Raw genomic sequence first — 25,845 nt, 5'->3', positions numbered from 1 at the left:
GATCACTCCCACTGGCCAGGAGATCACCGGCCGCCCACGTGCGCCCCCTGGACGGCACCGACTACAGCGCCGTCGCCACTGAGCGGGTGCACCCGCCGCAGCCGCCCCCTGGATGGGCGTGGAAGGTCGAGCGCCAGGCCGTGCGCGGCCGGATGACCGGCCTGGTGGTGCACGGCTACGACTGCCCCTCGTCCCCGGACGGGGACGAGGAACTGAACCTCGGCCAGGCGCTCACCGCGCTCTACCGTCCCGGCGCCCGCGCCTGCACCCAGTGCGAGGCGGCCGTGGCCCTGTCGTACTGGATCACCGACCGCGACGCCCCCGACGCCGAGTGGAGCTAGCCAGCGGCGCGTTCGTGGAGCTCCAGAAGGAGGCCCCGGTGGTGCGTGCCGCCCTAGCTCTGCGCACCACCGGGCCATGCGGAGCCCGCGCCCCCGGGGGGGCCTCTATGTCTTTCGTCAAGCGAGGCGTGGGGTTCTCGGTTCGTAGATGGTGCCGTCGCGGAGCATCGCGAAGAGCACGTTGATCCGTTGTCGGGCCAGGCGGAGAAGCGCCTGGGTATGGGTCTTTCCTCTGGCCCGGCACTTGTCGTAGTAGGTGCGGGAGGCGGGGTCGTGCAGGGCGGCGAACGCGGAGAGGAACATCGCGCGTTTCAGGACGCGGTTGCCGCCTTGGGGTGCGTGTTCGCCGTGGATCGAGGTGCCCGACGACTTGGTGGCCGGGGCGAGGCCGGCGTAGGAGGTCAGGTGGGCGGAGGTGGCGAAGCCGCTCCCGTCGCCGACGGTGACCAGCAAGGTGGCGGCGGTCCTGACGCCGACGCCGGGCAGCGACGTCAGGACCTGGGAAAGAGGGTGCGCCTCCAGCAGGGCGCTGATCTGTGTTTCTGCCGCCCGGCGTTGTTCGTGGACGGCGCCGAGCGAGCGGGCCAGCGACGGGATCACGAGGTCGAGGGTGCCGGTGCCGGGAACCACCACGGTCTGTTCGTCGAGCGCGTCGAAGACATCGTCGATCAGCCGGACCGCCATGCGCGGGGCCTTGGGCCGGATCACTTCGACGAGCCTGCGGCGTCCGGCCTTCCGCAGCGCGGACGGTGATCCGTAGCGTTCCAGGAGCCAGGTGACGGCCTGGTGGTCGAGTCGTGGTCCAAGGACGCGTTCCAGGCTGGGGTGGAACTGGGTGAGCAGGCCGCGGATCCGGTTGCTGGTGCGGGTGGCCTCGGCCGCGAGGTCCTGGTCGAACCCGGCGAGGACGGTCAGCTCGGCGGTGATCTCGTCGGTGAGTTCCAGCGAGCGCAGGGTATGCGGCATGGTGCGGGCGGCGTCCGCGATCACGGCCGCGTCGCGGGCGTCGGTCTTGGCCTCGCCGGGGTAGAGGTCGGCGATCCGCCGCATCGACAGGCCGGGCAGGTAGGCGACCTTGCAGCCGGTGTCCCGGGCGACGGTGAGCGGGAGGGCTCCGATCGAGGCGGGCTGGTCCACGATCACCAGGATGGTGCCGAACTTGGTCTTCAGCTTCTCGAAGACGTCCCTCAGCTTCGGTTCGGTGTTGGGGAGTTGCTTGTCGAAGACTTTCTTGCCCGCCGGGGTGAGGCCGTGGCCGTGGTGGTGGCTCTTGCCGACATCCAGGCCCAGGAAGACGCCTATCTCGTCGTACTCCATCAAGCCGTCCTCCCGAACGGGTTCGTACGGTGCTGGCCGGGGCGTTGGCGTCGTGCGCGCATCCACGTTATGCAGACCTGCCGCCCACCAGGTGCCGGGCATTGCGCTCGGCGGGGCGGTGTCGGACCTCTCATCAGCGTCTCCAGCGGCGCCTCTCGGGCCCGGTGGCACCACCCCCCAGGTCATTCGTTCGACAGGGGGGAACAGCCATGCCGGACCCGAAGGCCAGCGGCCCTCTTGCAGGACCGCGAAGAAGATAACGGGGGCGACAGAGCACCGCGGTCGAAGACCGCCGTCGGCTCGGACGTTGATCCGGTGAGGGCGGCCGGGCCGGCGGGGTGGGGGTGGACGGTGTAGTTCCATTCGCCGTAGAAGGCATGGCCGGTGACCGGCACTGCGTTCAGCTCGGCGTCGCTGACCTTCACACCGGTGGGATAGGCGCCGGGGTCGAGTTCGGCGTGGACGGTCAGACCGGTATGGGTGGTGGTCGCGGCGATGCTGTTCACGATGACGTCGTGGCTGGTCAGCGGGCGGCCGCGCCAATTCATGGTGATGTGGCAGAACATCCGGTGCTCGATCCGATTCCATTTCGATGTGCCGGGCCAATGCCATTGTTTGACCATTCATCAGTTCGTGGTGGGCGGGAGGTATTCGGCTCGCCAGGCGTTGACACGTCATGCATCCGTGGACGGGTCGATCCGATGACGTGCGGCTGGGTGCGCTCACCGCGTGGGTGACGCCGGAGTTGGTGGACGGTGTGTTGGCCGAGTGGGGCCGGGGCGGGGTGAGGCCGGGTGCTCTCTCGCCGCGGTTCATGGTCTACTTCACGCTCGCGTTGGCGCTGTTCGCGCAGGACTCCTACGACGATGTCGCGCAGAACCTGGTCGGGGCGCTGGAGGGAATGGACGAGACGATCCCGAACCGGGTCTTGTTCACCCGCGCCCGGCAGCGCCTGGGGCCAGAGGTGTTGGAGGCGGTGTTCCGTCGGGTGTGCGGACCGGTGGCCCCTGCCCGGGTGGGCACGGCGTTCTGGCGCGGGATGCGGTTGGCCGCCGTCGACGGCTTCGTACTGGACCTGCCGGACAACAAGGCCAACCGGGAGCTCTTTGGCGGGTGGAGCGACGCGCGCGGGGCGCCGGCCGGGTTTCCGCAGGTGCGGGTGGTGACGCTGACCGAGACCGGCACACACGCCTCGATCGACGCCCGGATCGGAGGCTTCAACGGTGGCGAGCGGGAGTTGGCGGTACAGATGGCCTCCTCCGCGGCCGGGATGCTGGTCATCATGGACCGCAACTTCCCCGGGGTGGAACTGTGGAAGGCGTACACCCACGCCGGAGCACATCTGCTGCTGAGGGCTCGGTCGACGGTCGCCTCCCGGCCGCTTGAGGTGCTGCCGGACGGGAGCTACCTGGGGCGGGTGAGCCTGGGTAGGCAGCGGGCCTCGCATCCGGGCGGGGTGACGGTCCGGGTCGTCGAGTACCGCACCGACGGCGGCGAGCTGATCAGGCTGTTGACCGATCTGCTGGACGCCGAGGCCTATCCAGCAGCGGAGCTGGCCTCGCTCTACCATGATCGCTGGGAGGCGGAATCGGCCTACCGGCAGGTCAAGACGTTCCAGCGTGGACCCGCGCAGGTGTTGCGCTCGGCCACTCCGGCGCTGGCGCATCAGGAGGTCTGGGCGCATCTGGTGGTGCACCACTGCCTGAACGGGATCATCATGAGAGTCGCCGACGGCGAGCGGATCGACCCGCACCGGATCTCCTGTGCGACCTCCCGTGAGTTCCCCTGAGCCCTGCCGAGTCCCCAGTCCCGTAGCCAGGGGGTTCTTCTTCCTTCGTGTGCTCTCCCGCCAGGTGACGTAACTTCGGGATTCTTGAAGCGTTCTCATCTCGTCCGACCGATCTGCGGTCGGGGTGAAGGTGAGGGGGCTCGGGTTGGCGGCACTGGCGGTCGTGAGAGACCTCCGCGATGTGCGGGCTCCGGTCTCGGCGGAGGAGCTGGAGCAGTTCGAGACCGACGCGCTGGCCGGATTCGTGCTCGCGCGGGCGTCGGCCGGGCTGACGGACGGCACCATCCGCGGAGACGTCGGTCACCTGGAACAGGTGCGGACGTGGTTCGGCCGACCGCTGTGGGACATGGAGCCCGCCGACGCGGACGCGTACTTCGGGAAGGTGCTGCGGAACTCGCCCAGCGGCACCCGGCTTGCCCGGTCGCAGGCGCTGACCACGTACTTCACGTTCCTGGAGCTGCGACACAAGGTCGAACTGCACCGGATGACCGGCCGGGTCGTCGAGTGTCCGATCGACGAGATGAACCGGCCGCGCGGGGCGAAGGACGCCCAGCTGCGGATCCCGCCGCTGGAGCCGGAGGTCGGGCAGCTGTTCACCGGCTGGGCCGGCGAGCTGGCCACCTGCCGGAAGTTCGCCCCGATGGCCAGGAACTACACCACCTCGAAGCTGATGTCTGAGGTGGGTCTGCGGGTGAACGAGGCCCGCAGGCTGGACCTGGACGACATCAAGTGGAACCTCGGGCGGTTCGGCAAGCTCCATGTCCGCTATGGCAAGGGCAAGCGGGGATCGGGCCCACGCGAGCGGATGGTGCCGCTGATCAACGGTACGGGCCGGACCCTGCGGTGGTTCATCGAGGATGTGTGGGGCCAGTTCGGCGACGACCACACCCGGCCCGGTGCCCCGCTGCTGCCCTCAGAGCGCAAGAACGCCGACGGCTCCTCACGGCGGGTCGGTGATGATGCCCTGCGCAACGGCCTCGCGGAGGCCACCAAGCTCCACCTGCCGAGCTGGACCGACAAGCTGACGCCGCATGTCCTGCGGCACTTCTGCGCGTCTCAGCTCTAACTGAACGGGCTCGACCTGATCTCGATCCAGGAGGTTTTGGGACATTCCTGGATTGCCACGACGATGCGATACGTCCATGTGCAGCAGACCCGGGTCGAGGACGCCTGGGCGGCAGGGCAAGAGCGAGCCGCGAAGCGGCTGGAAGGGCTGATCCGTTGAGGTGGAACCTGCGGCTGACCGCCGCGAACAAGGGCATCTGGAAGGCCTCCGAACTCCAACGGAACCTGGCCGAGCACGGGTTGGTCATCTCGGCGGGGAAGATGTCCGGGCTTTGGTCCGGACAGCCGGTCTCCCTCAAGCTGGAGGACCTGGACGTGATCTGCGTCGTCCTGGGCTGCGAGATCGGTGACCTGCTGATCCCTGAACCGCAGAAAGTCACCCGTCCCAGCCAGGACACCGATGTCCGGCAAGCGGCCGCTGGCTCCTCGGAACCGGCCCCGGCGGTGGTTCCTCGCCGCCGTGATGGCCGGTCCCTTCCTCCGATGTGACCGATGGGCCCGAGTTCCTGCCCGGATTGCCTGTCCTGGGGGCGGTTCTTCGAGCCGCGATGCTCGACGTGTTCCTCGTTCGCCAGCCGCTGGAAGGTGGGCGTTTGCGCTGGCTGCACGCGCCAAATGCCTCTGCGGGATGATTACTGCCGTCTGTGCTGGGTCCAGGCGAGAACGGAGGCCGCCGCGGCTGGCGACAAACCGGAGTCCTTCCTGCCTCACCTCCGCCACCAGCAGCTGTTCTTCTACGGACTGACGGCACTCGGGGACCGGCGTCCCAAGCCATCGGCGGCCAAGCACGGCCGCCGGGGCCGACCCCGGCGACCCGATCCGGCGCCCGCACCCCCTCCGCCCGCGGTCTGGTGCCAGCTCGCGTTGTTCGAGGCCCGCCGAGACCTCACAGGTCGGGCCACCGATGAGGACGCTCACCGCGGCAACCCCTGGCTGGCCTGGGCCCGCCATAGCGCCCACCGCCTCGGTGAGGCCCGCGGCTGGCCCCGCAAGACGCGTCTGAACATCGACCAGGCCCTGGTCATCGTCCTGACCGGCCATGCCGAGGGCGACGTGGTCCGGTACTCGGAAGTCTTCCCGGTGCTTCGATCGCGCGGCCTGAGCATCGAGCGGACCACGGAAGTACTCGACCACATCGGCGTGTTCCTCGACGACCGGCCGTCGTCGTTCGAGCTGTGGCTAGAGTCCAAGCTCGACGGGCTCGCCACCGGGATTGCCCACGATGTCGGAGACTGGGCCCGGCTGCTGCACGACGGCGGCCCCCGTTCCCGGGCTCGCCATGCCGCGACGGTCTGGAACTACCTCAACCGGATCCGGCCCGTGCTGCTGGAATGGTCGAACCGTTACGACCACCTGCGCGAAGTCACCCGCGACGACGTGCTCGCCCACCTCGAAACCGTTCAAGGATCGCAGCGGCAGACCACGATCATCGCCCTGCGGTCGCTGTTCGGCCGGGCCAAGAAGAACGGCACCATCTTCAAGAACCCGACCAGCCGCATCCGGGTCGGCCAGCGCGAGGAAGGCGTCATCCAGCCTATGGAGCCTGGACACATCAACGGATCTGTCGCCGCCGTCACCCATCCTGCCGACCGGTTGATCCTCGCCCTCGCCGCCGTCCACGCGGCACGATCTGCGGCGATCCGTCGCCTCCGGCTCGACGACCTCGACATCGGCAACCGGCGGCTGTCCATCGACGGCCGCACCCGCCGGCTGGACGAGCTCACCCTTCAAGTCGCCCGAGAATGGCTGGAGTTCCGGCGCCGTCGCTGGCCCGACACCGCTAACCCGCACCTGCTGATCAACAAGCACACCGCGCTGGGAACCGGCCCCATCGGCAAGAGCTCGGTCGCCGGGCCGGCTCTGCACCGCCAGACCGCGACCCTGGAACGACTCCGCATGGACCGCCAACTCGAAGAAGCCCTCGTCCACGGCCCCGACCCTCTTCACCTCGCTGAGGTCTTCGGCCTCAGTGAGAAGACCGCGATCCGCTACGCGAACTCCGCCCGCGCTCTTCTGCAACGAGACCTGGAATCCGACCCCGCGACTTCACCGCGAACCCACGGGTCCAACCCCTAGGATCGGGCTTCTGGACCCTCGGGTTCCCGCTGAGAACCCTTCAGTATTCACGAACTCACGGACCTCCCGGGGTATCGCCGAGGTGAGCCCAAAAGGGGCCATGGGATGATCTTGAAGCCCTGAGCCCGCCTGCCCGTCACCCGTTCGGCTCAACGTCGTTGGTGGTGATGTTGGGCTGTCGTCTATGGCCGGGGCGGGACTTGTGACCTCGATCGAGCGGACCGCGTACCCGCGGTTCAAGCGGCTGATCACCGCGCACGAACTGCATCTGTTCTTCGCCCCGAGCAGGGACGAGGTCGAGTGGGCGTCCGGCGTCACGGACACCGATGACCATCTGCTGGCGCTGCTGCTGACGCTGAAGTCCTACCAGCGCATGGGGTGCTTCCCCCGGCTGGAAGAAGTGCCGGCGATGGTCGTGGACTTCGTGCGCCGCACGCTCGAGCTGCCGGACGGCACGCTGCCGGTCTACCGGGCGGCGAAGACGGCGAAGAACCACCGGGGCCTGGTCCGCAAGCGGGTGGGCACCGCCTACGACCAGGCCAGGGCCCGGGGGATCTCGGAGGCGGCAATCCGCAAGGAGGCCGCGGCGAAGAACCGCCCGGCCGATCTGATCAACATCGCCTTGGAGAAGGTAGTCGAGGCCGGGCTGGAGCTGCCGGCGTTCTCCACGCTGGACGTGATGGCCTCGAAGGTCCGCCGGGAAGTCAACGACTCGATCTGCGCCGGGATTCACGACCGGATGAGCGCGGAGGAGCGGGCCGGGGTGCTGCGTCTGCTGGAGGAGAAGAACGAGGACGGCACCACGCAGTACAACCGGGTGAAGAAGTCCGCGCAGGCGCCGAGCTGGTCGCACTTCAAGAAGCTGGTGACGCGACTGGAGTGGGTCGACGGGCTGGGCGACACCGATGAGTGGATGGAGGGCGTTGCCTCCCGGAAGATCACCGACTTCGCCGGTGAGGCGGACGCGGTCGATGCCGCAGAGCTGCGCTCCTACACGCCGCTGAAGCGGCTCGCGCTGATGGCCTGTCTGGTGCACAAGACGCGTATGCGGGTGCGGGACGAGCTGGCGATGATGTTCTGCAAGCGCATGGCCTCGAAGATCAAGAAGGCGAAGGAGGAGCTGGAGGAGATCCGGCTCGCGGAGCGGGAGATCTCCGAGGCGCTGATCGGGAACTACCGCACCGTGCTGAAGGGCATCGACGACGGCGGCCCGGCCCAGGAAGCTCTCGCCAAGGCGGACGCGGTCAAGGCCCTGGACGGCCTGGATGAGCAGGCGCCGGTTGGGGAGGTCGAAAAGCGCCTGGGCGGGAAGGTGGCGGGCACGGTCCTCGACCTGGCGAAGGCCCTGCTGGTGCAGGCGGGCGGGCTCGGCGCGGTCACCAAGACGGTGGAGGGCTTCGGCGGATTCGCTGGCCAGTACGAGCAGATCGAGAAGGTCTCCGCGCACCACGGCAACTTCTTCGAGGTGCTGGTGTACGAGCATATCGGCCGGGACCGCTCGGTGATGTTCGACCTGGCCAAGAAGCTGGAGCTCACCGCCACCAGCGAGGACGGCCGGGTCCTGGACGCGCTCGCGCACGCGTTGCGCCACGAGGGCGCTCGCGGCGAGTACATCACCGCCTTCAACGAGGAAGGCGAGAAGGTGGACATCACCTTCGCCACCCAGAACTGGCGCCGCGCCGTCGTCGACAAGACCCGCTCGGGGCAGTTCGTGCGCAAGCACTTCGAGGCGATGGTCTTCACCGCGCTGGCCGAGGAGCTGCGCACCGGGGATGTGGCGGTGGTCGGCTCGGAGGAGTACGGCGACTGGTCCGAGCAGCTGCTGGACTGGGAGATCGTCGAGGAGAAGCTGCCCGCCTACCTGGTCGAGGTCGGCCTGTGCGCGAGCGAGGCGGAGGCCGGCTCCTTCAACGCGGTGAGCTTCCGCCAGCAACTCGAGGACAAGCTGCGGGCCGCCGCGGCGGCCGCGGACTCCGGCTACCCGGACAACGAGACCCTGATCATCGACGAGATCACCGGTGCCCCCTCGCTCAAGCCGCACCGCGCAGAGGGCCAGCGGCCCTCCGCCAAGCGCCTGGAGCAGGAGATCAAGGCGCGGATGCCGGAGCGCACCCTGATCGGGATCGCGGCGCGGACCGCGTACTGGGTGGAGTGGTGGCGCCGCTTCGGGGTGCCCTCGGGCAACGACCCCAAGCTGGCCGATCCGTTCGGCCGCTACGTGCTGTGCACCTTCGTCAAGGGCACCAACATGGGCCCGTACGAGGCCGCCCGGCACCTGCCGAACGTGTCCGGGCACGAGCTCGCCTATGTGGCGAACCGGCACTTCTCCCTGGCCTTGCTGAACGAGGCGATCGCCGACCTGGTCAACGCGCATGCCCGCCTGGACATCTCCCGCGCGTGGGGCGACGGCACCACCGTGGCGGCTGACGGCACGCACATGGACACCTACCTCAACAACCTGCTCGCCGAGACGAGCATCCGTTATGGGAAGCCGGGCGGGATCGCGTACCACCACATCTCGGATACCTATGTCGCGTTGTTCACGCATTTCATTCCGTGTGGGGTGTGGGAGGCCGTCTACATCATCGAGGGCCTGCTCAAGAATGCCTCCGAGGTCAAGCCGACCACCGTGCACGCCGACACCCAGGGCCAGTCCCAGCCGGTGTTCGCGATGGCGCACCTGCTCGGCTTCGACCTGATGCCCAGGATCCGCAACTGGAAGGGCCTGACGTTCTACCGGCCCTCCAAGCAGGCCACCTACGAACACATCGACGTGCTGTTCGGCGAGGCGGGCAAGAACTTCATCGACTTCGATCTGATCGAGTCCCAGTTCCGGCACCTGATGAAGGTGGCCGTCTCCGTCCGGGAGGGCGCCATCTCCTCGGCGACGCTGCTCAAGCGGCTGCGGTCCGGGTCGCACAAGAACGCCACCTACATGGCCTTCCGCGAGGTCGGCCGGGTGATCCGCACCATTCAGCTGCTGCGCTACCTCACCGACGCGCCGCTCAGGCGCCGGGTGACGGCGGCGACCAACAAGGTCGAGTCGTTCAACAACTTCTCCCAGTGGGTCGGCTTCGGGAACAGCGGGGTCATCGCCGACAACGACCCCGTCGAGCAGGAGAAGGCGATGAAGTTCAATGCTTTGTTGACGAACGCGGTGATCTTCCACAATGCCCTGGACATCGCCGAGATCGTCCGCCAACTCCAGGCCGAGGGCTGGGAGATCGAGCCCGAGGACCTGGCGCAGGTCTCCCCGTACATGACCGAGCACATCAAACGCTTCGGCGAGTACTCCACCCACGAGATCGGCATCCAGCCTGATGCGTACGAGACGAAACTGAACGTCGACTTCACCTCGCTGCGCGAGCAGGACCCCGCGCCCGCCGGCTTCGGCAAAGCCGCCTGACCGCACGAAGGAGGGTCCAGCGTGTGCGAGACTCGCGACATGCTCATCGCGAAGGCCCACGCCTGGGCCGTCGTTCTGTCCTCGCCCCGGTGGTGGCGCCTGCCGATGGCCGACCGGGGGCCGCACCGCTCGGGTGTGGAGCTGGGCCTGTGGACCAGCCGCCAGGTGAGGGGCAGCGGCCTGTGCACCTCGTGCTGGTTCCGCGAGAGCGCGCCGGACATCGGGTTCTGCGACGGCGGCGACTGCCGCAACTTCACCGGCTCCTTGAGGTTCTGGCCGCTGGTGCGGACAGCCGCGGGTGAGCCTGCAAGGTCAGCCCGTCGCGACAGGCGCCCCGGTCGGGGCGCCCTGAGCGGGCACCTTCGTTTCGTACGACATCAAGGCGGGTGTGCCCGCCCCGGTGGGCTGGACCAGGACGACGACCCGTCCGTCGTCGAGCTGTGCGGCGAGCGCCTCGAACGGCCCGTCCGGCACCGCCTGCCGGAACAGGACGGTACTGGACGGGCCGCAGGAGCCCGGCAGCGAGCCAGGTGAAGCGGGCTCGTGCGTCCCACCAGTACGAACCCTGCGCGAACGCGCGGGAGGCGGGGTACTCGACGTCGTCCACGGTCAACGGATGCGTCTCGGCGGTGCCGTGCACGGCGACCATCCGTCCCGCACTCCCGCGGGCCCGGCTCGATGTTCTGTAGGCAGCCGGCCGTGTACGTACGGGAGGCGGGGACGAAGCCGTCTCGACGTCGGCTGAACGCTTCAGCCGCCGCCGACACGAGGACCTGGCGGCGCTGCTCGGCCTCGTCGGCGTCGTTCCAGTACCGCTCGTTCACCGGTCCGAACGCGGCCCGATACGCCTGGTGCGTGTAGTCGCCGCTGGTCCAGGGCGCGTTGGAGACGTATCCCACCCCCGCGCTCCGGTTCGCTCCGGATGGCCGCCGGATCGCGGAAGAGGCGATTCCGCGCAGGACATCCCCGCAGTTCAGCCACGCAGACAGAACTGCTCCCGCACCACTCATCGCACCTCCAGCGCACCCTGTTGTGCCATGCGTCTGGCAGGTTCACTTGCACTCAGGAGGTCCGGAGTCCGTGCTAGTCCTGAACTCCGCTTTCAGGGCGAGGGCAACGCCTCTGCAGCCAGCGGCGCCTGGGAAGCGAGGGACGAGCGGGCTGTGCCGTGGCGGGGGAGATGAGACATCGTGACGCTTGCTCCTTCCACGCATCCATTGGATCTGTCGGCAGTGCGTGACCGGGTCGATGGCGTCTTGGCGGGCTTTCTGGCCGACAAGGCGTCCGCTGCTTGTGCCGGTCGGCTTCCGTCTCAGGCGGTCGAGGCGTTGGCGGACCATGTGATGGCGGGCGGCAAGCGACTGCGCCCTCTGCTCTGTGTCACCGGTTGGTACGCCGCCGCGGGTCAAGTACCCGTGCCTGAACCAGTGGTGCGTGTGGCAGCCGCACTGGAGCTGTTCCACGCCTTCTGCCTCATTCACGACGATGTCATGGACAACAGCCCCACCCGCCGTGGCCGCCCCACCGTGCACCGCACCCTGGCCGACCGCCACCCGCCAGACTGCTGCACCCTCCAGACGGCCCGGAAGTTCGGGACCGGAGCCGCGATCCTCATCGGCGACCTCGCCCTGACCTGGTCCGACGAGCTCGTCCACACAGCAGGGCTTACCCCAGGCCAACTGGCCATGCTCCTGCCGCTCCTGGATGTGATGCGTACCGAGGTTATGTACGGCCAGTACCTCGACCTGGCCGCCACCGGCCATCCCACCACCGACCTCGACCATGCCCTGACCATCATCCGCTACAAGACCGCCAAATACACGATCGAACGCCCTGTACACATCGGGGCCGCCCTTGCCGGCGGCACTACGGCGCTGGCCGAGGCCCTGACCGCCTACGCACTGCCCCTGGGCGAGGCATTCCAGCTGCGTGATGACCTCCTCGGCGTCTACGGCGATATACAGATCACCGGCAAGTCCCCGCTGGACGACCTACGCGATGGCAAGCACACAGTCCTGCTCGCCATCGCGCTGCGCGCTGCGGCACCGCACCAGGCCGAAACCCTTGAACGCCTGCTGGGCCGCCCGGACCTCATCGAGACCCAAGCCGGCGAGATCCGCTCCATCCTCACCGCGACCGGAGCGCGTGCCCAGGTCGAAGAAATGATCAACCTACGCTGCGAGCATGTGAAGGACCTCCTCAACCACGCCGACCTCATCCACCCCTGCGCGCTGCCCGCTCTATGGCACTTCGCCAACGCAGCAGCCCGGCGGTCCGCGTAACCGCCTGACCCGAAGGAGCGCCTGCTGGCTCGGGGCAGGGGCGCCGAGTCGGGTAGGCGCATCTCAGCAAGCCAGTTGATGCCTGCCGTGCGCCCGACGCGCATCGCAAACACGAAGGGTGAGCCATGGCTGAAGCAGCCCCCCCTGCCTCCGGGCCCGATGCATGGGACATGGAGCGTGCCGGGCTACTCGATGGTGCTGCGCTCGATCTGTTGAAAGAAGTACACACTGTCCATGACGGCCCGCGGGCCCCGGACGGCGCCACCGCGTACCTGGTCGGAGAGCCCCGCTACATCCCCTACCGCGCCACCGTGATGCCTTGCCCGGACGAGGGCCTGATGATGGCCGAGCACATCCTGCGCACCGTATACCGCCCCGAGATCATCCATTCCGTCGAGACCGGGGCGGTCGCCGACATCGCACGGCGCACCACTGCGGTCCAGGCCGCCGGGCTGTGGCGGAAAGGGGAGACACCGGCCGGACGCGGGCTAGAGGAGCTCGCGCGTAGAGCGCCACGCAAGGGAGGCGAAACCGGGGAGTTGTGGGCCGAGTACCAGCGACGTGTACCCAGTGCCGCAGATCCCATCATCGCCATGCGCGACATGTGGGGCAGCGTCTACAGCTGGCAGTTCATCCGCGGCGATGACGCCCGGCTGCACGACCTCAGCGCATCGCTGTTGTCGATCACCACCGCGGTGGACTTCTGCGGCGCCCTCGACGACTCGCGGGCTGGTAACCAACACCGTTACATGGTCACATCCGGGGAGGGCCTGGCCCACCTCTCCGGCCCGGCGGCGACCCTGGCAGCACGCGAGATGGTCGCGGTGGGCGCGCTCATGGTGGCCAGGGACGCGATAGCAACAACACCCTCCACCGATGTCCAGCCGCCCACCCCGGAGGAGTACATGGGAGCGCGTTGCTGGGACGGCGCTGTCGCCCCCTATTACCGGGTCATGCTCGGCACCTCGCACTACCTTCAGGTCGGCGCGCGGTGCGGCGAGTTCACTGCCAGGGCGGACTGCACCGCCATCCAACGCGCGATCGACAACATCGTTCGCTACAACGACGTCACCGACGCGGTGGCCGACTACGTCAGTCACGAAAGCTTCAACGAGCTCCTGCTGGTCCTGGCGGTCGTCGGTCCCGAGAGCGTCACCGGCTACGGCACCGCGCTGGCCGAAGCGACGGATGCCGCCCTCGCCTGCACGTGTAGCGCACCAGGCCATGAGGAAGCGGGCGAGCTGTCGATGGGCGCCTGCGTCTTCTACCTGTTGACACCGCGCTACCAGGTCAGACGCCAGCTCTCCGCATTCACCAACACCACTGCCGGCACGGCCTTCACCGCCCGAGCCAGCGGATGCCTGCTCCTGCCGGGCAGTACCTTCCACGACGACACCTGGGCACCACTGTGGCAGCCGGCACCTCCCCCCACTGTGGACGAACGCGCCCACCGCATCGCCCGACGCAGCACCATCCCCGGCGTCGACACGAGCGCCTGTACCACCGCCGCTGCCGCCGCTTTGGCCTGCGACCTGCCGTCCGCCGACGTCTGGCAGCAGGTCTTCGACACCGCCCTCGCTGCCAGCGGCGACGTGGACAAAGCAGACGCCGCCCCACTCCGTGACCTGCTGCGCCCCTTCTGGCAGCAGGCCGTCCTCGGCGAGGCAACCACCCACGGCACCGACGCCCGCCTCCTCATGGACACCGACCAGGCCATCCGCGCCACCTACCGCCTCCCCGCCACCACCGGCCTCCACCTGCGCCGTGCGTTCTTCGGCGTAGCCAGCGGCGCGGCAGAACTCGCCCACACCAACCCCTACGCTCGCCTTGCTGACGGCCTGGCCGCCACCTGCCGGTGAACATCCTTGAGGGGACTTGGAGCTCTGGGCCTTGATGGCTCTGTTCCATAGGTGACCCCTGTTGCAACGCCCAGCACCGACGCCGTTGTTGCAGGTCGCCATGTTTCAGCAGTCGTTTCCTTCCTCTTGATCGATGGAACGCACTCGTGAAACGATTCTGGCGTGATCGCCGACCCTCACAAGCTCGTTGAGTCGCACGCCTGCCCGATGTCCACCTGCCAGGCCCCGCCCTGCTCGCCGTGCCGCACCACCGCGGGCAAGGTCGCGCTCAAGTACCACACCGCCCGCTTCCAACTCGTTCCCGCGCTCCGCTCCGAACTCCACGTGGCCACCCCGGCCGTACGCCACCCCGGATCGGTATGGACCGCCCTGCCGGCCGTGAAGCCTGCGGAGGCCGCCACGCCGATGGAGGTCCGTCTCGGATACGCCCGCGTCTCCACCAGCACCCAGGAGATCCAGTCCCAGGTCGACGCCCTCGAAGCCTCCGGCGTGCACCGACTGTTCCACGAGCGCATCAGCACCCGCGTGCGCGAGCGGCCCGAGATGAAGGCCGCCCTCGCCGCGGCCCGCGAGTACCGCACCCTCGGAGCAAAGGTCACTCTCGTCGTGCATGAGATGAAACGGCTCGGCCGCGGCGCCCTGGAACTCCTCAAGGTCGCAGAAGAGTTGCGGGACACGGAGCTGACCGGCATCCCGCGCTCGGACTTCGCACACCTGGTGGAGATCCGGGATACCGGGACCTGCTGGAATGGCTGCACTCCCACGGCCGAGTGCTGGTCGTGGGCATGGAGGGCACCGGCTCCTTCGGCGCCGAGCTCGGCCGTTGCCTCCGAGCCAACCAGATCACTGTCGTCGAGGAGGACCGACCCGACCGTCGGGCTCGCCGAGCGGCAGGAAAGTCAGACTCCATCGACGCCTACGCCGCCGCCACCGCGGTACTCGCCGGCCGCGCCACAGGCACACCGAAGCACCGCGACGGCACGGTCGAGGCAATCCGCGGACTGCGCGTCGTACGCGCCAGCGCCGTCAAGGCCCGCACCCAGACCATCAACCAGATCAAATCGCTGATCATCACCGCGCCCGCCGAGGTCCGCGAAGCACTCCGCTCGCTGACCACAACCGAGCTGGTCCGACGACTGGCCGCCAGCCGTCACGGTGCAGATCTCACCGACCCGGCCACGGCCGTCAGACTTGCCCTCAAACGCCTGGCCAGACGCTACCGGCACTTGAGCGAGGAGATAGCGGACGCGGACGCCGACCTACGCGTGTTGATCGCCCGCACCGCACCCGGCCTGCTCGCGCTGACGGGCGTCGGGACCGAGACCGCCGGACAGTTGCTGGTCACCGCTGGCGACAACCCCGACAGACTCGCCTCCGAGGCCTCCTTCGCCCACCTATGCGCCGCCGCACCCATCCCGGCCTCGTCCGGGCGCACGGACCGCCACCGGCCCAACCGTGGCGGAGACCATCAGGCCAACCGCGCACTGCACACAATCGTGCTGGTTCGCATGCGCCACGACCCGCGCACCCGTGACTACGTCGCCCGGCGCACCCCCCGAAGGACTCAAGACAAAGGACATCTTCAGGTGCCTCAAACGCTTCGTCGCGCGTGAGGTCTACCACCACCTGACCAGCGCATTCAGCGACACACCCGGGCCGTCTCCTACAGCTTGACGATCTATAGAAGCTTCAGAGTCAAGTGAGATCCGGTGGCGATACTGGGTTCGTGATGCGGTAGGGACGTTCCCGCTTTCCACCGAGTGAGATGCCTATGCGCGCCCTCGCGAGAAGTATCGCGACAACCCTCCTCTGACGCGATTGGTTCGGACGGCGGCAAGGCGATAGAGGAGGCGGAGAGTCCACCATGTCCAGGCCAAAAGGGCTTTGCCGGAACGTGGCTTCGAGGCGATGGCGAATTTGAGGATCTCCAGCATGGTGTAGGAGAAGCGACGCAGCGAGTTCTCCTCCATCGCCAGGAGCTGCATGGAATGGTTCGCCGCGGAGGGGGAGCTCCGCCACATTCGGAATAGGCCCTGCCGTACTGGATCGCGGCCGTCGGCATCGGCGAGGATCTTGTGAAGTGTCAGGGCTGTCGCTTCGGGGACGGCACCCGCCCAGCGCCGTATCAGAGAGTAGGTCTTCACTGCGTGGGCGCCGATACATTCACCGTCAAGCAGTGCCAGGGTCATCCCGCAGGCAGAAAGAGGGTGATGACTGCCCACGGCATCGCCGACGAAGGCGGCATGGGGCGTGGTGGTGTACTGGGAACGGGGTTGGCTGCGGTTGGCCGACCAGCGCCCAAGCCCGGCCCGTAGCGCTGCCTCCGCGCAGGCCAAGAGGGGGGCAGGCATCGCCTGCCGATAGTCGTGGAGGTCGTACGGCTTGCCCGGTCTCCTCAAATGGGCGGGGACGTCGATAGTCATGCGGACTTGCCCCTCGTTGATTGCGTAGGCAAGGACGGGTGAAGGGCCTGCAGCGAAAACGTGTGCAAAGTCTTCGAGGGGGAGTTCGACGTCATCCAGGAGGAGTCCCAGGGTGTGCGACCGTGGGTGAGACGGACCGGACTGGGCCGTGCGGCCCTCGGCTCTGATCCACAGTCCTCTCGTCGGCACGGGATTTGGGGGTGTAGGGCCAGTGATGACCGGATATCCATCAGCTCCGGCCTGCACGCGCCGCCCATAAAGCAAGCTGACCTTGGGTTGTTGCGCAGCCGTGTGCCTGATCCGGTCCAGAAGCAGGTCATGGCGGCATGCGAGGGCGGTCAGCCCGCCCGGATAGGGAAGCACAATGGGATGCAGCCCGTCGTCCGGGTAGACGGCGAAACCAAGACCAGGGCGGTGCGGCAGGTCCCGCCAGGCGACACCAAGGCGGTCGAGTGCCCGGACCCCGGGTGGATGGAGCCACTCGCCTGCAAATCGTTTGCCTGTGTCGGTACTGGGTTCGATCAGCGTCACGGTGTGCCCGGTGGCGGCCAGACTCAAAGCAGCCGCGCATCCGGCGATTCCGGCGCCGCTGACCAGCACATGTGCTGGTTCGACCGCCGTCATGCGGTGCACCGCGCCACGATAGCTTCCACCTCGTGGCGGCCCAGTTTGTCCTTTCCGTTCCGGAGCGCGACAGCCGTGGCACGGGCAAGCTCGTAGGGGATGGCGGAGAACACCCGGATCGGACCGGCTGGCAGAGACTTCAGGTAGCGGTCCGCGTGGATCATCTTCTGGTCGATGTAGATGTCGAGGTCGTCGGCCGTCCAGCCAGCAGGGAGGAACGTTACGCCGCGATTGGCGTCGACGTGCAGGTCCTTGCGGATGTTGACCGCTTGCAGGGTGCGGCCGTACTCGACGGCGGCAGTCCGGTCGGTATCGGTCCCGTTGAACCAGGACCACAGATCGCTCAACAGCAGGCCGACCGACCCGGCCACGGCGAAGGTGTACTGGTCGAGGTCGTCAGGCGTCGCGATCCGCCAGTCACGCTCAGCCCATTCCGCCATGCGAGATGCCATGACCGCTGTCGCTTCCCAGATCCTGGCTGCGACGCTGGACGGGCTGTAGTAGGCCCATCGTGACAGCTGTCGCGTCACCTCGGGAAGGACGCCCTCATAGGGCTGCAGAGCCGTATCGATGGCGGCAGGCGTCACCGCCGCCTGAAAGGCCTGAGCGACAGCTCGCAGCGCGCGGGCCTTATCCACGGTCGGCAGCCCAGGATGATCCTCGATCTCATCGATGGCACGCAGACACAGATAAGCCGAGCTCACTGCCTCACAGAGGCCCGGCGGCAACTGCCGGATAGGCAGGTAGAAAGTGCGGCTCGTCGTCAGCAGAGCATCGTCGACGTCATCTGCGACAGCAGTGTTCATCGAATTATCCTTTCCAACCAATGAGTCTGAGGCATGAGTGCACTGGAACAGGCTGGAGCTCGTCAGCAGTTGGTGAGCGTCAGCCAGCGGCCCAGGGCCCATAGCGGGAAGTACTCCGAGTACAGGAGGTAGTCGAGAACACCGGTTCCCAGGCAGGCACCGGTGGCCGCCGTCTGATCCCATGAACCGTCGGGATTTTGGTGTGTTCGCAGCCAGCAGATGCCGTCGCGTACTGCAGGATGGTCCGGACCGTTGATCTCCATCAGAGCGAGCAGGGCCAAGGCCGTCACGGTGGGCTGGCTCTGTCGGTGGGGCACGTAGCGTCTTTCCAGGAATCCCTGGAAGTGTTCGCCCCAGCCGCCGTCGGGTCGTTGAACTGATTCAAGCCAGGCCGCGGCACGCTGCAGCCGAGGATGAGTCGGGGGACAGCCGGTAGCCAGCAGCCCGCGGACGGCGAAGAAGGTGCCGTAGACGCGGTTGATGCCCCAGGCCGCCGGCCAGGAGCCGTCCCGGTGTTGCTGCCGCAGGAGGTAGCGGGCTCCGTGCGACACGGCCTGGCGCAACCGTGTTCTCCGGGGCTCGGGAGTGTCTGCCATCAGCGGAGCCAGGGCCGTCAGGACGGAGGCGGTGCACTCGGCGTAGGAGTCTTCGATCATGCAATGGCTGAAGAGTTCGGAGGGGTTTAGCCGTTCAAGTAGCCGACTACCGCGTCGCGGCTCGTAGGTCCCGAATCCTCCGTCCTTGTTCTGCGTCCGCAGCATGAAGTCCGCCGCCTGGCCCAGCCGGTCTGTGCAGGGCGCCCGGCGAGCGTGAAACAGTGCCGCCAGGGCTTCACCCGTGCAGTCGCTGACCGGCCAGCGGTGCGCTCCGTCGGTGAAACACCAGCCGCCCAGAGCGGGAATACGCGCGTTGATACCGGGGCTCTCAATTTCTCTGGTGACCTGAGCATCCTGGAGATAGCCGCATGCACGGCGAACGGCGTCGTGCGCGGCGCTGGTCGGGTAGGCGAGAAGGGCTTCGACCGCGAAGGAGGTATCCCAGGTCGCCGATCGATTGCCGAGATACCGGGTGCCGCCGTCCTGGTCCTCCCACCGCCAGTGCTCCAAACCCTCCAGCGCCTGCTCGACAGCATGCGGCCCGGCTCCCGAGGCGTGCAGGGCGAGAACGTTCAGTGCTCCCGTGATCGACGACAACCCAAGCTCGTCGGTCACCTGTTGCTCGTGCTCGACCCGCCGAAGGCATCGTTCCAGCGCCCGCTCGCGCAGCGCTCGGACCGGACGGCGCTCATACCAGGACAGCACGCTCTGGCCAAGGCGCAGTACGGCTGAGGGCGGCAGGCTCGCGTCTGCACCCAGCAGGGTGCGGTCGGAGCGCCGGGGCTTGTGCCCACCGAAGAGCTCGCGGCGCAGATCGTCGGAGAGCGGACCAAGGTCTCCCCTGAACCGGGTGCCGTACAGACACGCCATGGCCTGAAAGATCAGCCGCGCGTAGCAGTACAACCGGTCCGGGTGCACGGGAAACCAGCGCGGCAGCAGGAAGAATTCCGGGGGCACGGCGTTGACCGCCCGGTAGTCGTACAAACCGCACACAGCCAGCCAGAACTTGCCCCAGGTCGGAACTGCCGCGACCCTACCGGGCTGTTCGTGCAGCCAAGCCCTGGCACCCGCGGTCAGCGGGTCATCCACGGGCAGACCAAGCAGCCGCAGCGCGATGTAAGCGAGCGTCGTGCAGTACGGAGACGGACTCGCGTCGGGATCCGGATACAGCCGCCAGCCGCCCTCGGCCGTCACGGAGGCGCGGAAGTGACGGATCATCGCCCCACTACGGGCAGAGGAAACGGGGCGACCGGTGAGCTGATGGACGATCACGTACTGTGACAGAGGGGTGGTGTTCATTACGAACTCCCCCTCCCAACTGCCGTCGTCACGTTGATGAGAGAGCAACCGCAACATGGCAAGTTGGTGAGCGTGGGCGGGGCTGTGCGTCATGGGAGCCTCGTGTGAGGGAGGTTCAAGCAGTGGGCGGTTGAACTATTTCCTATGTCCGGCTGTTGGAACCTGCGAGTACCTGCAACCTCGCGAGGTGGCAAGACTCAGGGGTGAAATTGCCGATCGCTTACCGGAGACGTCGAAGGCCCGCTCAAACGAGCTGCCGATTTAGCATGCCTCGACTCCGTCCTGGAGTGCGGTGGCCTTTTGCACCAGGACAGGCACAGCACCGGCATCGCGCATGAAAGGATGGTGGATCGTTCGGCGCTCCGGAACACAGAGATTGCAGATGAGACATGGGTTGATTGCCCTCCACGCGAACACAGAAGCCGCTGCACCGGAGGCACAGATCCATGGACACTCAAAGCCAGACCATGAAACGGCAGGGACGTAATAACACTGGCCGCAGTTCGTCGAACATGCTCAACGGGATCACCCGTTCGAGTGGGGTAAGCCGCATCCCATGAGATCCAGTCCTCGGCCAGCAGGTACTAAGGCGTGTTTGAGATATTGATCTTCAGTGTGGAACGATCTTCGGATGGCTCGTGGAGATCTGACGGATGAACAGTGGGTACGCCTGGAGGCGGTGTTGCCCGAGTTGCCAGTGATGGGGCGCAAGCCTCGGGATCGGCGACAGGTCTTCGACGGGATCTGGTGGCGGACCCGGACGGGCTCACCCTGGCGGGATGTTCCCGAACGGTACGGCCCGCGGGAGACCTTGTACTCGGTTTTCCGACGCTGGCAGATCGATGGGACCTGGGCCCGCATTCTGAAGAAGTTGCAGGTCAAGGCCGATACTGCCGGGCATCTCGAGTGGGAGGTGTCCGTCGACTCCACCATCTGCCGGGCCCACCAACATGCCGCCGGCGCCCGGAAAAGGGGGACCTCGATCCGGGCCGGCCGTGTGGCGAGGGGCTGGCGGCCGAGCCGGACGACCACGCCATCGGCCGATCGCGCGGCGGCCTGACCACGAAGATCCACCTCGCGGTCGACTCCTCCTTCCATGACCTGGCCACGGCCGTCACCACCGGCCAGCGGGGCGATGCCCCGTTGTTCACCGAGCTGATGAACTGCATCCGTGTACCCCTGCCCGGCAGAGGCCGCCCACGGACCCGGCCTGTCCACGTGCTGGCCGACCGGGCGTACTCCTCCCGTGCGATCCGCGAGCACCTGCGCCAGCGGCAGATCCCGGACACCACTCCGGAGAAGCGGGACCAGGCTGGACACCGGCGCCGACGGGGCCCGGCGGGCGGACGCCCGCCCGGCTTCGACCGCGAGAAGTACAAGGCCAGACACAAAGTCGAGAACCGAATCGGCTTGCTGAAACAGGCCCGAGGCATCGCGACCAGGTACGACAAGCTCGCCGTCCGCTACGAAGCCACCATCCAACTCGCCCTGATACGGCAAGCACTGTGACCACATCTCAAGCACGCTTTAGGACTGCTGAAGACGCCGCCTGTTCAACCGCGAAGCGGATGTCACCTCACGAACTGCCCTGCCAGTTCAGAGAATGCCTGATCTTCCATACGGCCGTGGACATCACCAAGGTGGTCAACGACCTGACTGCCGAGGACTGGGAGATCGACCCCGTCGACCTGGCCACCATCACCCCGTACATCACTTCCAAGATCCGACGCTTCGGCATCTGGCACTTGGATATGGAGCCGCCCGAGCAAGAAGCGGTCGGCCATCTGCGGACGGCCGCCTGATGCCGCGACGCTCCAGCCGCCGAGACGGACGTGCACGGGCGGTCGGGTCTGGGCTGCCGGGAAAGCCGCGGTAAGCCCAGAAGCCGCCGGTTGTGGATGTTGGACCCGGTTGATTCCGCGTTCATTCATTACGCAAATCAAACATGCGCCGAGTGGCGCATTGGAGTATTCGGCGGCGTATTGAATGCCGTTTGTGGGCTGCGCAGCATAGATCGATGATCGGTTTTCAGGGTCCTGGCGGAGAATATACCTGGGTACTGCCTTTCGGGTCTGCGTGGGGAGATTGTCGCGGCGGTAGGGCGTTTCCGTGCTTTCGTGCGCCCCTACCGCTCAGGGCGCCGGGCGGTGTGAGGTGTTCCTCCCGGGCGCGGACAGCGGTGCGGTGCGATCGGGAGTACCGGCCTGTCTGTGCCCGTGGGCGGAAGGGAGCGCATCGTGGCGAGGGTGTTCCTGGCAGGCGGCCCGGGGGTGTTGGTCGGCGTCTTCGATGCGGGGGACGGCTGGGGTGGCCGGTAGTCCGACCGGCTGGTGGTGAGTTACTACGGGCGGCACGAGCACTACGAACTCACTGGGGGATTTGAAGTTGCCGGTGGGGAGCGTCTGCCGGTTTTCCGCTGGAGTTACAGCACCGCGATCGCCGAGTGAGAAGGAATATGCCCATGTCTGTTTCCCGGAGCATACCAGTGGCGATCATCGGGATCGGCTGCCGTTTCCCCGGCGGCGCGAATTCACCCGCACAGCTGTGGCGTTTGTTGCTGGAAGGCCGCGAAACGGTGTCTGCGGTGCCGCCGGATCGGTGGGGTGCGGCCGAGTTGATGGCCTTTCAGGATCCGCGGGTGGCTGCCCGGTACGGGCGGGGCTGCTTCGTGGAGGGGGATATCTGGGCGTGGGAGTCAACGGCGTTTGCGATCGCGCCGAAGGACGGGCCGATCGTGGATCCGCAGCATCGGCTGGCGGTGGAGTGCGCGTGGGAGGCGGTGGAGCACGCCGGTATCCCGGTCGCCTCGCTGCGCGGCTCGGCGACGGGGGTGTATCTGGGGCTGTACGCGCTGGACAACATGCTGGCCTCGGCCCGTCCGGTCCGGGACTGGGTGGACGGGCTGAGCGTGTTCGGCTCCGCGCCCGGCAACGCCCCCGCCCGGATCACGTTCGCGATGGATCTGCGCGGACCGGCGATGACGGTGGAGACGTTGTGCTCCTCCGGGCTGGCCGCGGTGCACCTGGCTTGCCAGGCGCTGGCCGCAGGCGAGTGCGAGATGGCGCTGGCCGGGGCGTCGATGCTGATGACCGCGCCGGAGACGCTGCACTACGAGGCGCAGTGGCTGACCTCGGCCACGGGGCACTCCTATGCGTTCGATGCGCGTGCGGACGGCTATGTGCGCGGCGAGGGCGTGGGCATGCTGCTGCTCAAGCCGCTGGCCGCGGCCCAGGCCGACGGCGACCGGATCCTGGCGGTGGTGCGGGGCACCGCCCTGTCCGGCGACGGGCAGGCGGAGCGGCTGACCGCGCCGTCGACCGACATGCAGCAGGCCGCGTTCTGGGCCGCTCTTGAGCGCGGCGGGGTGGATCCGGGCGATGTGGGGCTGGTGGAAGCGCACGGGCCGGGTACCGCCGCAGGAGATCCGACCGAGTACACCTCGATCAACGCCGTGTACGGGCGCGGCCGGGGCCGGTGCGCGCTGGGCTCGCTCAAGACCAACATCGGGCACAGCGAGCCCACCTCCGGTATCGCCGGCCTGATCAAGGCCGTGTGGGCGCTGCGCGAGGGCCTCGTCCCGGCCAACCTCAACTTCCAGGCGTGGAATCCGGCCATCCCGCTCGATGCCCACTCGCGGCTGTTCGTGCCCACCGAGACCCAGGAGTGGCCGGTGGAGGGTGGCAGCCGGCTGGCCGCGGTGTGCTCCTACGGGCTGGCCGGCACCAACGCGCACGCGCTGGTGGAGCAGCCGCCCGCGCGGCGGCGCGCCCGGCAGGGCACCGCCGGTGCGGGTGCGGGGGGCTCGGAGCAGCCGCGGCTGTATCTGCTGTCGGCGCCCTCGCAGCAAGCCTTGCCGCAGGCAGCCGGGGATCTGGCGGACTTCGTCGCCGCCCAGCGCCCGGCTCCCGCGGATCTGGCGCACACCCTGGCGGTGCGCCGCAGCCACGCCGCGCACCGGCTGGCCGTGCCGGCCGGCGGGCGCAGCCAGCTGATCGAAAGACTGCGGGAAGTCGCCCGCGACGGTGCCAGCCCGGCGGCGGTCGCCGCCTCCGTGGTCCTTACGCCGCAGGCGCCGGGTCCGGTGTTCGTCTTCACCGGGCAGGGCTCGCAGTCCCCGGGCATGTGTCAGGGCCTGCTGGACACCGATCCGGTGTTCACCGCCGCCGTCGAGGAGATCGAGCCGCTCATGCAGGCGGAGGCCGGCTTCTCGCTGCGCGAGATGATCGCCCATCCGGATCGGCTGGTGGGGGTGGAGCGCATCCAGCCCACGCTGTTGGGGTGTGACCCATACGGCAGAAACCCGCCACGGGATGATCTTGGTTAGTGGGTGAGAGCGTTGACGCGGTTCTCGTACTCACGGCGGGCCTTGCGCTGCGCCGGGATCGCCGTGGTGCCGTCGAGGGGCTTGCAGCGGTCGAGGAGTTGGCGGTGGCTCGAGCGTGCGGCGGTGACGCGCAGGGTGTAGCCCTGGCCGCGCCGTACGGTCACCCCAGCGCCGAGCGCGTCGAGCTCGGCGGGCTCCAGGTCGGCGGCGCGCAGGAAGTCGGCGACCTTGCCCGGCATGTCGAGGTCGAGGGTGACCGTCAGTTCCGGGGCCGGGGCGCCCGGGGCGGCGGCCGTGTACTCGGGCAGGAGGTCGGCGACGGCGGTACGGATGGCGCCGCGGCTGACGCCGTGGTCGCGGGCGAGGGCCGCGATAGACCGGCCTTCCCGGTACGCGGTGCGCACGTCGTCAGTCTTGTCGGCCGGGACGGCGGGGCGGCGCCCGCCCTTGTTGCCCTTGGCCTCGGCGGCCCGCATCCCGTCGTAGGTCAGCTCCCGCTGTAGATCCCGCTGGAGTTCGCCCGCGGCGGCGAGGGTCTGCACCATGAACTTCACGGTGGACAGCAGCTCGCCGGTGCGCGGATGGCGGGCGGTGAGGTCCATGCCGGAGAACGCGCCGTCGTGGATGCGCAGGGCGAGCCGGTCACAGTGCGGGACGTCTAGCACGTCGAGGATGTGCCCGGTGCCGCGCACCAGGCGGAACATCTCGGAGATGTGCACGGTGTCGCCTGGCCGCGCGTATGTGAGCAGTTCGCTGAACTTCGGGCGCTGGAGCGGGTGGAGGCGGCTGGAGGTGCCGCCGTCCTCCTCGAAGACGACGGGGTCCTCGATCCCGGCCTCGTCCAGGACGAGGTTCTGCCGTGCGGTCGACTGCTGGTCGGTCGACACCCGCTTGTAGACGAGATTGGCCACGCTGTTCCCCGCTCCTGTCGGCGCATCGGACCTCGGATGTCATCTAACCCTGTCGTCAACCGTCATCGGATCTCATTGGATCGGAGCCGTCGTCAGACCCCGGAACTACTGGGTCCATTGGACGCGCGCCGCGCCTGTCGTCATTCGACCGTTTGCCGACAGTCACTCCGTGTCGGGGTCGACGTCGCTGGGATGGACCCCGGTCAGTTCCCACTCCAGCATCCGCATCCGTTCGACCTGACGGCGTACGACGGCGACCATCCCGGCGTCGAACTCGTGGTCGGGACCGATGTCCGCAGCGGCGAAGTACGCGTCGATCCGGCTCTCGTCGACCGTCGTGACGAGATGGCGGCACGCGAGCCCGTGCTTGATCCGGGCGGCGCTGATGTCCGGGAAGCTCGCGATCAGCGCCAGGGCGGCATCGTCGTCGTCCAGATGGGCTGGAGCAGCGGCCAGGTAGAGGGCGCCGAGGTCGTGCTCGTAAAGGAGGTGGGTCATGCCCGGTCCAATGCAGGAACAGGGCGGAGAGCCATCACCCATTAGGCGTCCGGCAGTTATGCAGGACATGGAGAATCCCAGCACGGTCTTCGAGGCCATCACCGGCATCCCCGCACCGCGGGAGGAAGCCGTCACCGCCGAGCCGATGAACATGGAGAACGCGGGTGGGGCCTGCGACTTGGGCTGCCGTTAAGGAAGCTGACGCCAGGGGCAAAGTAGCTCAACGCGA

The 25,845-nt window shown here is 67.9% G+C and carries 18 protein-coding genes and 4 pseudogenes; 15 read left to right on the top strand and 7 right to left on the bottom strand.

The genetic code is table 11. The features are described from left to right. Positions 1-38: 38 nt before the first annotated feature. Positions 39-341 carry a DUF6233 domain-containing protein gene (locus C9F11_RS45350; RefSeq protein ID WP_138968319.1) on the top strand — a complete coding sequence of 101 codons (303 nt, stop codon included), beginning with the start codon at positions 39-41 and terminating at the stop codon, positions 339-341. A gap of 117 nt (positions 342-458) precedes the next feature. Here C9F11_RS45350 and C9F11_RS45345 read toward each other — a convergent pair whose 3' ends face one another. Together C9F11_RS45345 and C9F11_RS49400 are read right to left on the bottom strand one after the other, a co-directional pair. Next, positions 459-1,661: an IS110 family transposase gene (locus C9F11_RS45345; protein ID WP_138968177.1), complete on the bottom strand. Its 1,203-nt coding sequence runs from the start codon at positions 1,659-1,661 to the stop codon at positions 459-461. Between the two features lie 179 nt (positions 1,662-1,840). Continuing rightward, positions 1,841-2,260, bottom strand: a pseudogene (locus tag C9F11_RS49400) (ISAzo13 family transposase); the annotation flags it as partial. A gap of 74 nt (positions 2,261-2,334) precedes the next feature. Between C9F11_RS49400 and C9F11_RS45335 the strand changes: the two are divergent. From C9F11_RS45335 to C9F11_RS45290, 10 genes and pseudogenes are all read left to right on the top strand, one after another. Beyond that, on the top strand, positions 2,335-3,447 hold the full coding sequence (locus C9F11_RS45335) for an IS4 family transposase (RefSeq protein WP_138968317.1): 1,113 nt from the start codon (positions 2,335-2,337) through the stop codon (positions 3,445-3,447). A gap of 145 nt (positions 3,448-3,592) precedes the next feature. Then, positions 3,593-4,672: pseudogene (locus C9F11_RS45330) on the top strand (site-specific integrase). Continuing rightward, complete coding sequence (locus tag C9F11_RS45325; RefSeq protein WP_138968315.1) at positions 4,669-5,001, top strand: helix-turn-helix transcriptional regulator; 333 nt, start codon at positions 4,669-4,671, stop codon at positions 4,999-5,001. The pseudogene C9F11_RS45330 and the gene C9F11_RS45325 overlap by 4 nt, the downstream one beginning before the upstream one ends. 375 nt (positions 5,002-5,376) lie before the next feature. Beyond that, entirely contained in the window at positions 5,377-6,588 is a 1,212-nt protein-coding gene (locus C9F11_RS45320) for a hypothetical protein (RefSeq protein ID WP_249402362.1), read from the top strand. Between the two features lie 202 nt (positions 6,589-6,790). Then, positions 6,791-9,994: a Tn3 family transposase gene (locus tag C9F11_RS45315; RefSeq protein WP_171076225.1), complete on the top strand. Its 3,204-nt coding sequence runs from the start codon at positions 6,791-6,793 to the stop codon at positions 9,992-9,994. Positions 9,995-10,015: 21 nt separating this feature from the next. Then, positions 10,016-10,528, top strand: a complete 513-nt coding sequence (locus tag C9F11_RS47955; protein WP_171076224.1) for a hypothetical protein — start codon at positions 10,016-10,018, stop codon at positions 10,526-10,528. 653 nt (positions 10,529-11,181) lie between these two features. Then, positions 11,182-12,276, top strand: a complete 1,095-nt coding sequence (locus C9F11_RS45305; RefSeq protein WP_138968309.1) for a polyprenyl synthetase family protein — start codon at positions 11,182-11,184, stop codon at positions 12,274-12,276. Positions 12,277-12,401: 125 nt separating this feature from the next. Continuing rightward, the gene (locus C9F11_RS45300) at positions 12,402-14,135 is read left to right on the top strand and encodes a hypothetical protein (protein WP_138968307.1); all 1,734 of its coding nucleotides are present in this window, start codon (positions 12,402-12,404) and stop codon (positions 14,133-14,135) included. A 207-nt stretch (positions 14,136-14,342) separates the two neighbouring features. Further along, positions 14,343-14,801, top strand: a pseudogene (locus C9F11_RS50035) (recombinase family protein); the annotation flags it as partial. A 104-nt stretch (positions 14,802-14,905) separates the two neighbouring features. Beyond that, on the top strand, positions 14,906-15,748 hold the full coding sequence (locus C9F11_RS45290) for a transposase (protein ID WP_249402361.1): 843 nt from the start codon (positions 14,906-14,908) through the stop codon (positions 15,746-15,748). Positions 15,749-15,904: 156 nt separating this feature from the next. On the opposite strand, the gene C9F11_RS45285 is transcribed toward C9F11_RS45290, so the two are convergent. From C9F11_RS45285 to C9F11_RS45275, 3 genes are all read right to left on the bottom strand, one after another. Then, positions 15,905-17,182, bottom strand: coding sequence for an FAD-dependent oxidoreductase (locus C9F11_RS45285; protein WP_249402418.1), 1,278 nt, complete (start codon positions 17,180-17,182; stop codon positions 15,905-15,907). Further along, positions 17,179-17,988, bottom strand: a complete 810-nt coding sequence (locus C9F11_RS45280; protein ID WP_138968303.1) for a squalene/phytoene synthase family protein — start codon at positions 17,986-17,988, stop codon at positions 17,179-17,181. The genes C9F11_RS45285 and C9F11_RS45280 overlap by 4 nt, the downstream gene beginning before the upstream one ends. 62 nt (positions 17,989-18,050) lie before the next feature. Then, entirely contained in the window at positions 18,051-19,940 is a 1,890-nt protein-coding gene (locus C9F11_RS45275; RefSeq protein ID WP_269078181.1) for a prenyltransferase/squalene oxidase repeat-containing protein, read from the bottom strand. Positions 19,941-20,514: 574 nt separating this feature from the next. On the opposite strand from C9F11_RS45275, the pseudogene C9F11_RS45270 reads away from it, so the two are divergent. From C9F11_RS45270 to C9F11_RS45265, 3 genes and pseudogenes are all read left to right on the top strand, one after another. Then, a pseudogene (locus C9F11_RS45270) lies at positions 20,515-21,392 on the top strand (IS5 family transposase). A gap of 116 nt (positions 21,393-21,508) precedes the next feature. Then, on the top strand, positions 21,509-21,685 hold the full coding sequence (locus C9F11_RS47950; RefSeq protein ID WP_171076223.1) for a hypothetical protein: 177 nt from the start codon (positions 21,509-21,511) through the stop codon (positions 21,683-21,685). Positions 21,686-22,368: 683 nt separating this feature from the next. Continuing rightward, complete coding sequence (locus C9F11_RS45265) at positions 22,369-24,207, top strand: type I polyketide synthase (protein WP_171076222.1); 1,839 nt, start codon at positions 22,369-22,371, stop codon at positions 24,205-24,207. On the opposite strand, the gene C9F11_RS45260 is transcribed toward C9F11_RS45265, so the two are convergent. Beyond that, positions 24,204-25,118 carry a recombinase family protein gene (locus C9F11_RS45260; RefSeq protein WP_138968297.1) on the bottom strand — a complete coding sequence of 305 codons (915 nt, stop codon included), beginning with the start codon at positions 25,116-25,118 and terminating at the stop codon, positions 24,204-24,206. The genes C9F11_RS45265 and C9F11_RS45260 overlap by 4 nt on opposite strands. 162 nt (positions 25,119-25,280) lie before the next feature. Continuing rightward, positions 25,281-25,616: a hypothetical protein gene (locus C9F11_RS45255; RefSeq protein WP_138968295.1), complete on the bottom strand. Its 336-nt coding sequence runs from the start codon at positions 25,614-25,616 to the stop codon at positions 25,281-25,283. A 67-nt stretch (positions 25,617-25,683) separates the two neighbouring features. Here C9F11_RS45255 and C9F11_RS49830 point away from each other — a divergent pair, with 67 nt between their 5' ends. Beyond that, positions 25,684-25,809, top strand: coding sequence for a hypothetical protein (locus C9F11_RS49830; protein ID WP_269078168.1), 126 nt, complete (start codon positions 25,684-25,686; stop codon positions 25,807-25,809). Positions 25,810-25,845 lie beyond the last annotated feature (36 nt).

Origin of the sequence: Streptomyces sp. YIM 121038, assembly GCF_006088715.1 — a bacterium.
Classification (GTDB): Bacteria; Actinomycetota; Actinomycetes; order Streptomycetales; family Streptomycetaceae; genus Streptomyces.
This window is presented reverse-complemented; position numbering and strand designations above follow the sequence as displayed.

Excerpts from the sequence above, each read along its gene's own strand:
- C9F11_RS45280 (WP_138968303.1), bottom strand. The coding sequence starts at position 17,988 with ATGAACACTGCTGTCGCAGATGACGTCGACGATGCTCTGCTGACGACG.
- C9F11_RS45255 (WP_138968295.1), bottom strand. The coding sequence starts at position 25,616 with ATGACCCACCTCCTTTACGAGCACGACCTCGGCGCCCTCTACCTGGCC.
- C9F11_RS49830 (WP_269078168.1), top strand. The coding sequence starts at position 25,684 with ATGGAGAATCCCAGCACGGTCTTCGAGGCCATCACCGGCATCCCCGCA.
- C9F11_RS45285 (WP_249402418.1), bottom strand. The coding sequence starts at position 17,182 with ATGACGGCGGTCGAACCAGCACATGTGCTGGTCAGCGGCGCCGGAATC.
- C9F11_RS45335 (WP_138968317.1), top strand. The coding sequence starts at position 2,335 with ATGCATCCGTGGACGGGTCGATCCGATGACGTGCGGCTGGGTGCGCTC.
- C9F11_RS45300 (WP_138968307.1), top strand. The coding sequence starts at position 12,402 with ATGGCTGAAGCAGCCCCCCCTGCCTCCGGGCCCGATGCATGGGACATG.
- C9F11_RS45275 (WP_269078181.1), bottom strand. The coding sequence starts at position 19,940 with ATGTTGCGGTTGCTCTCTCATCAACGTGACGACGGCAGTTGGGAGGGG.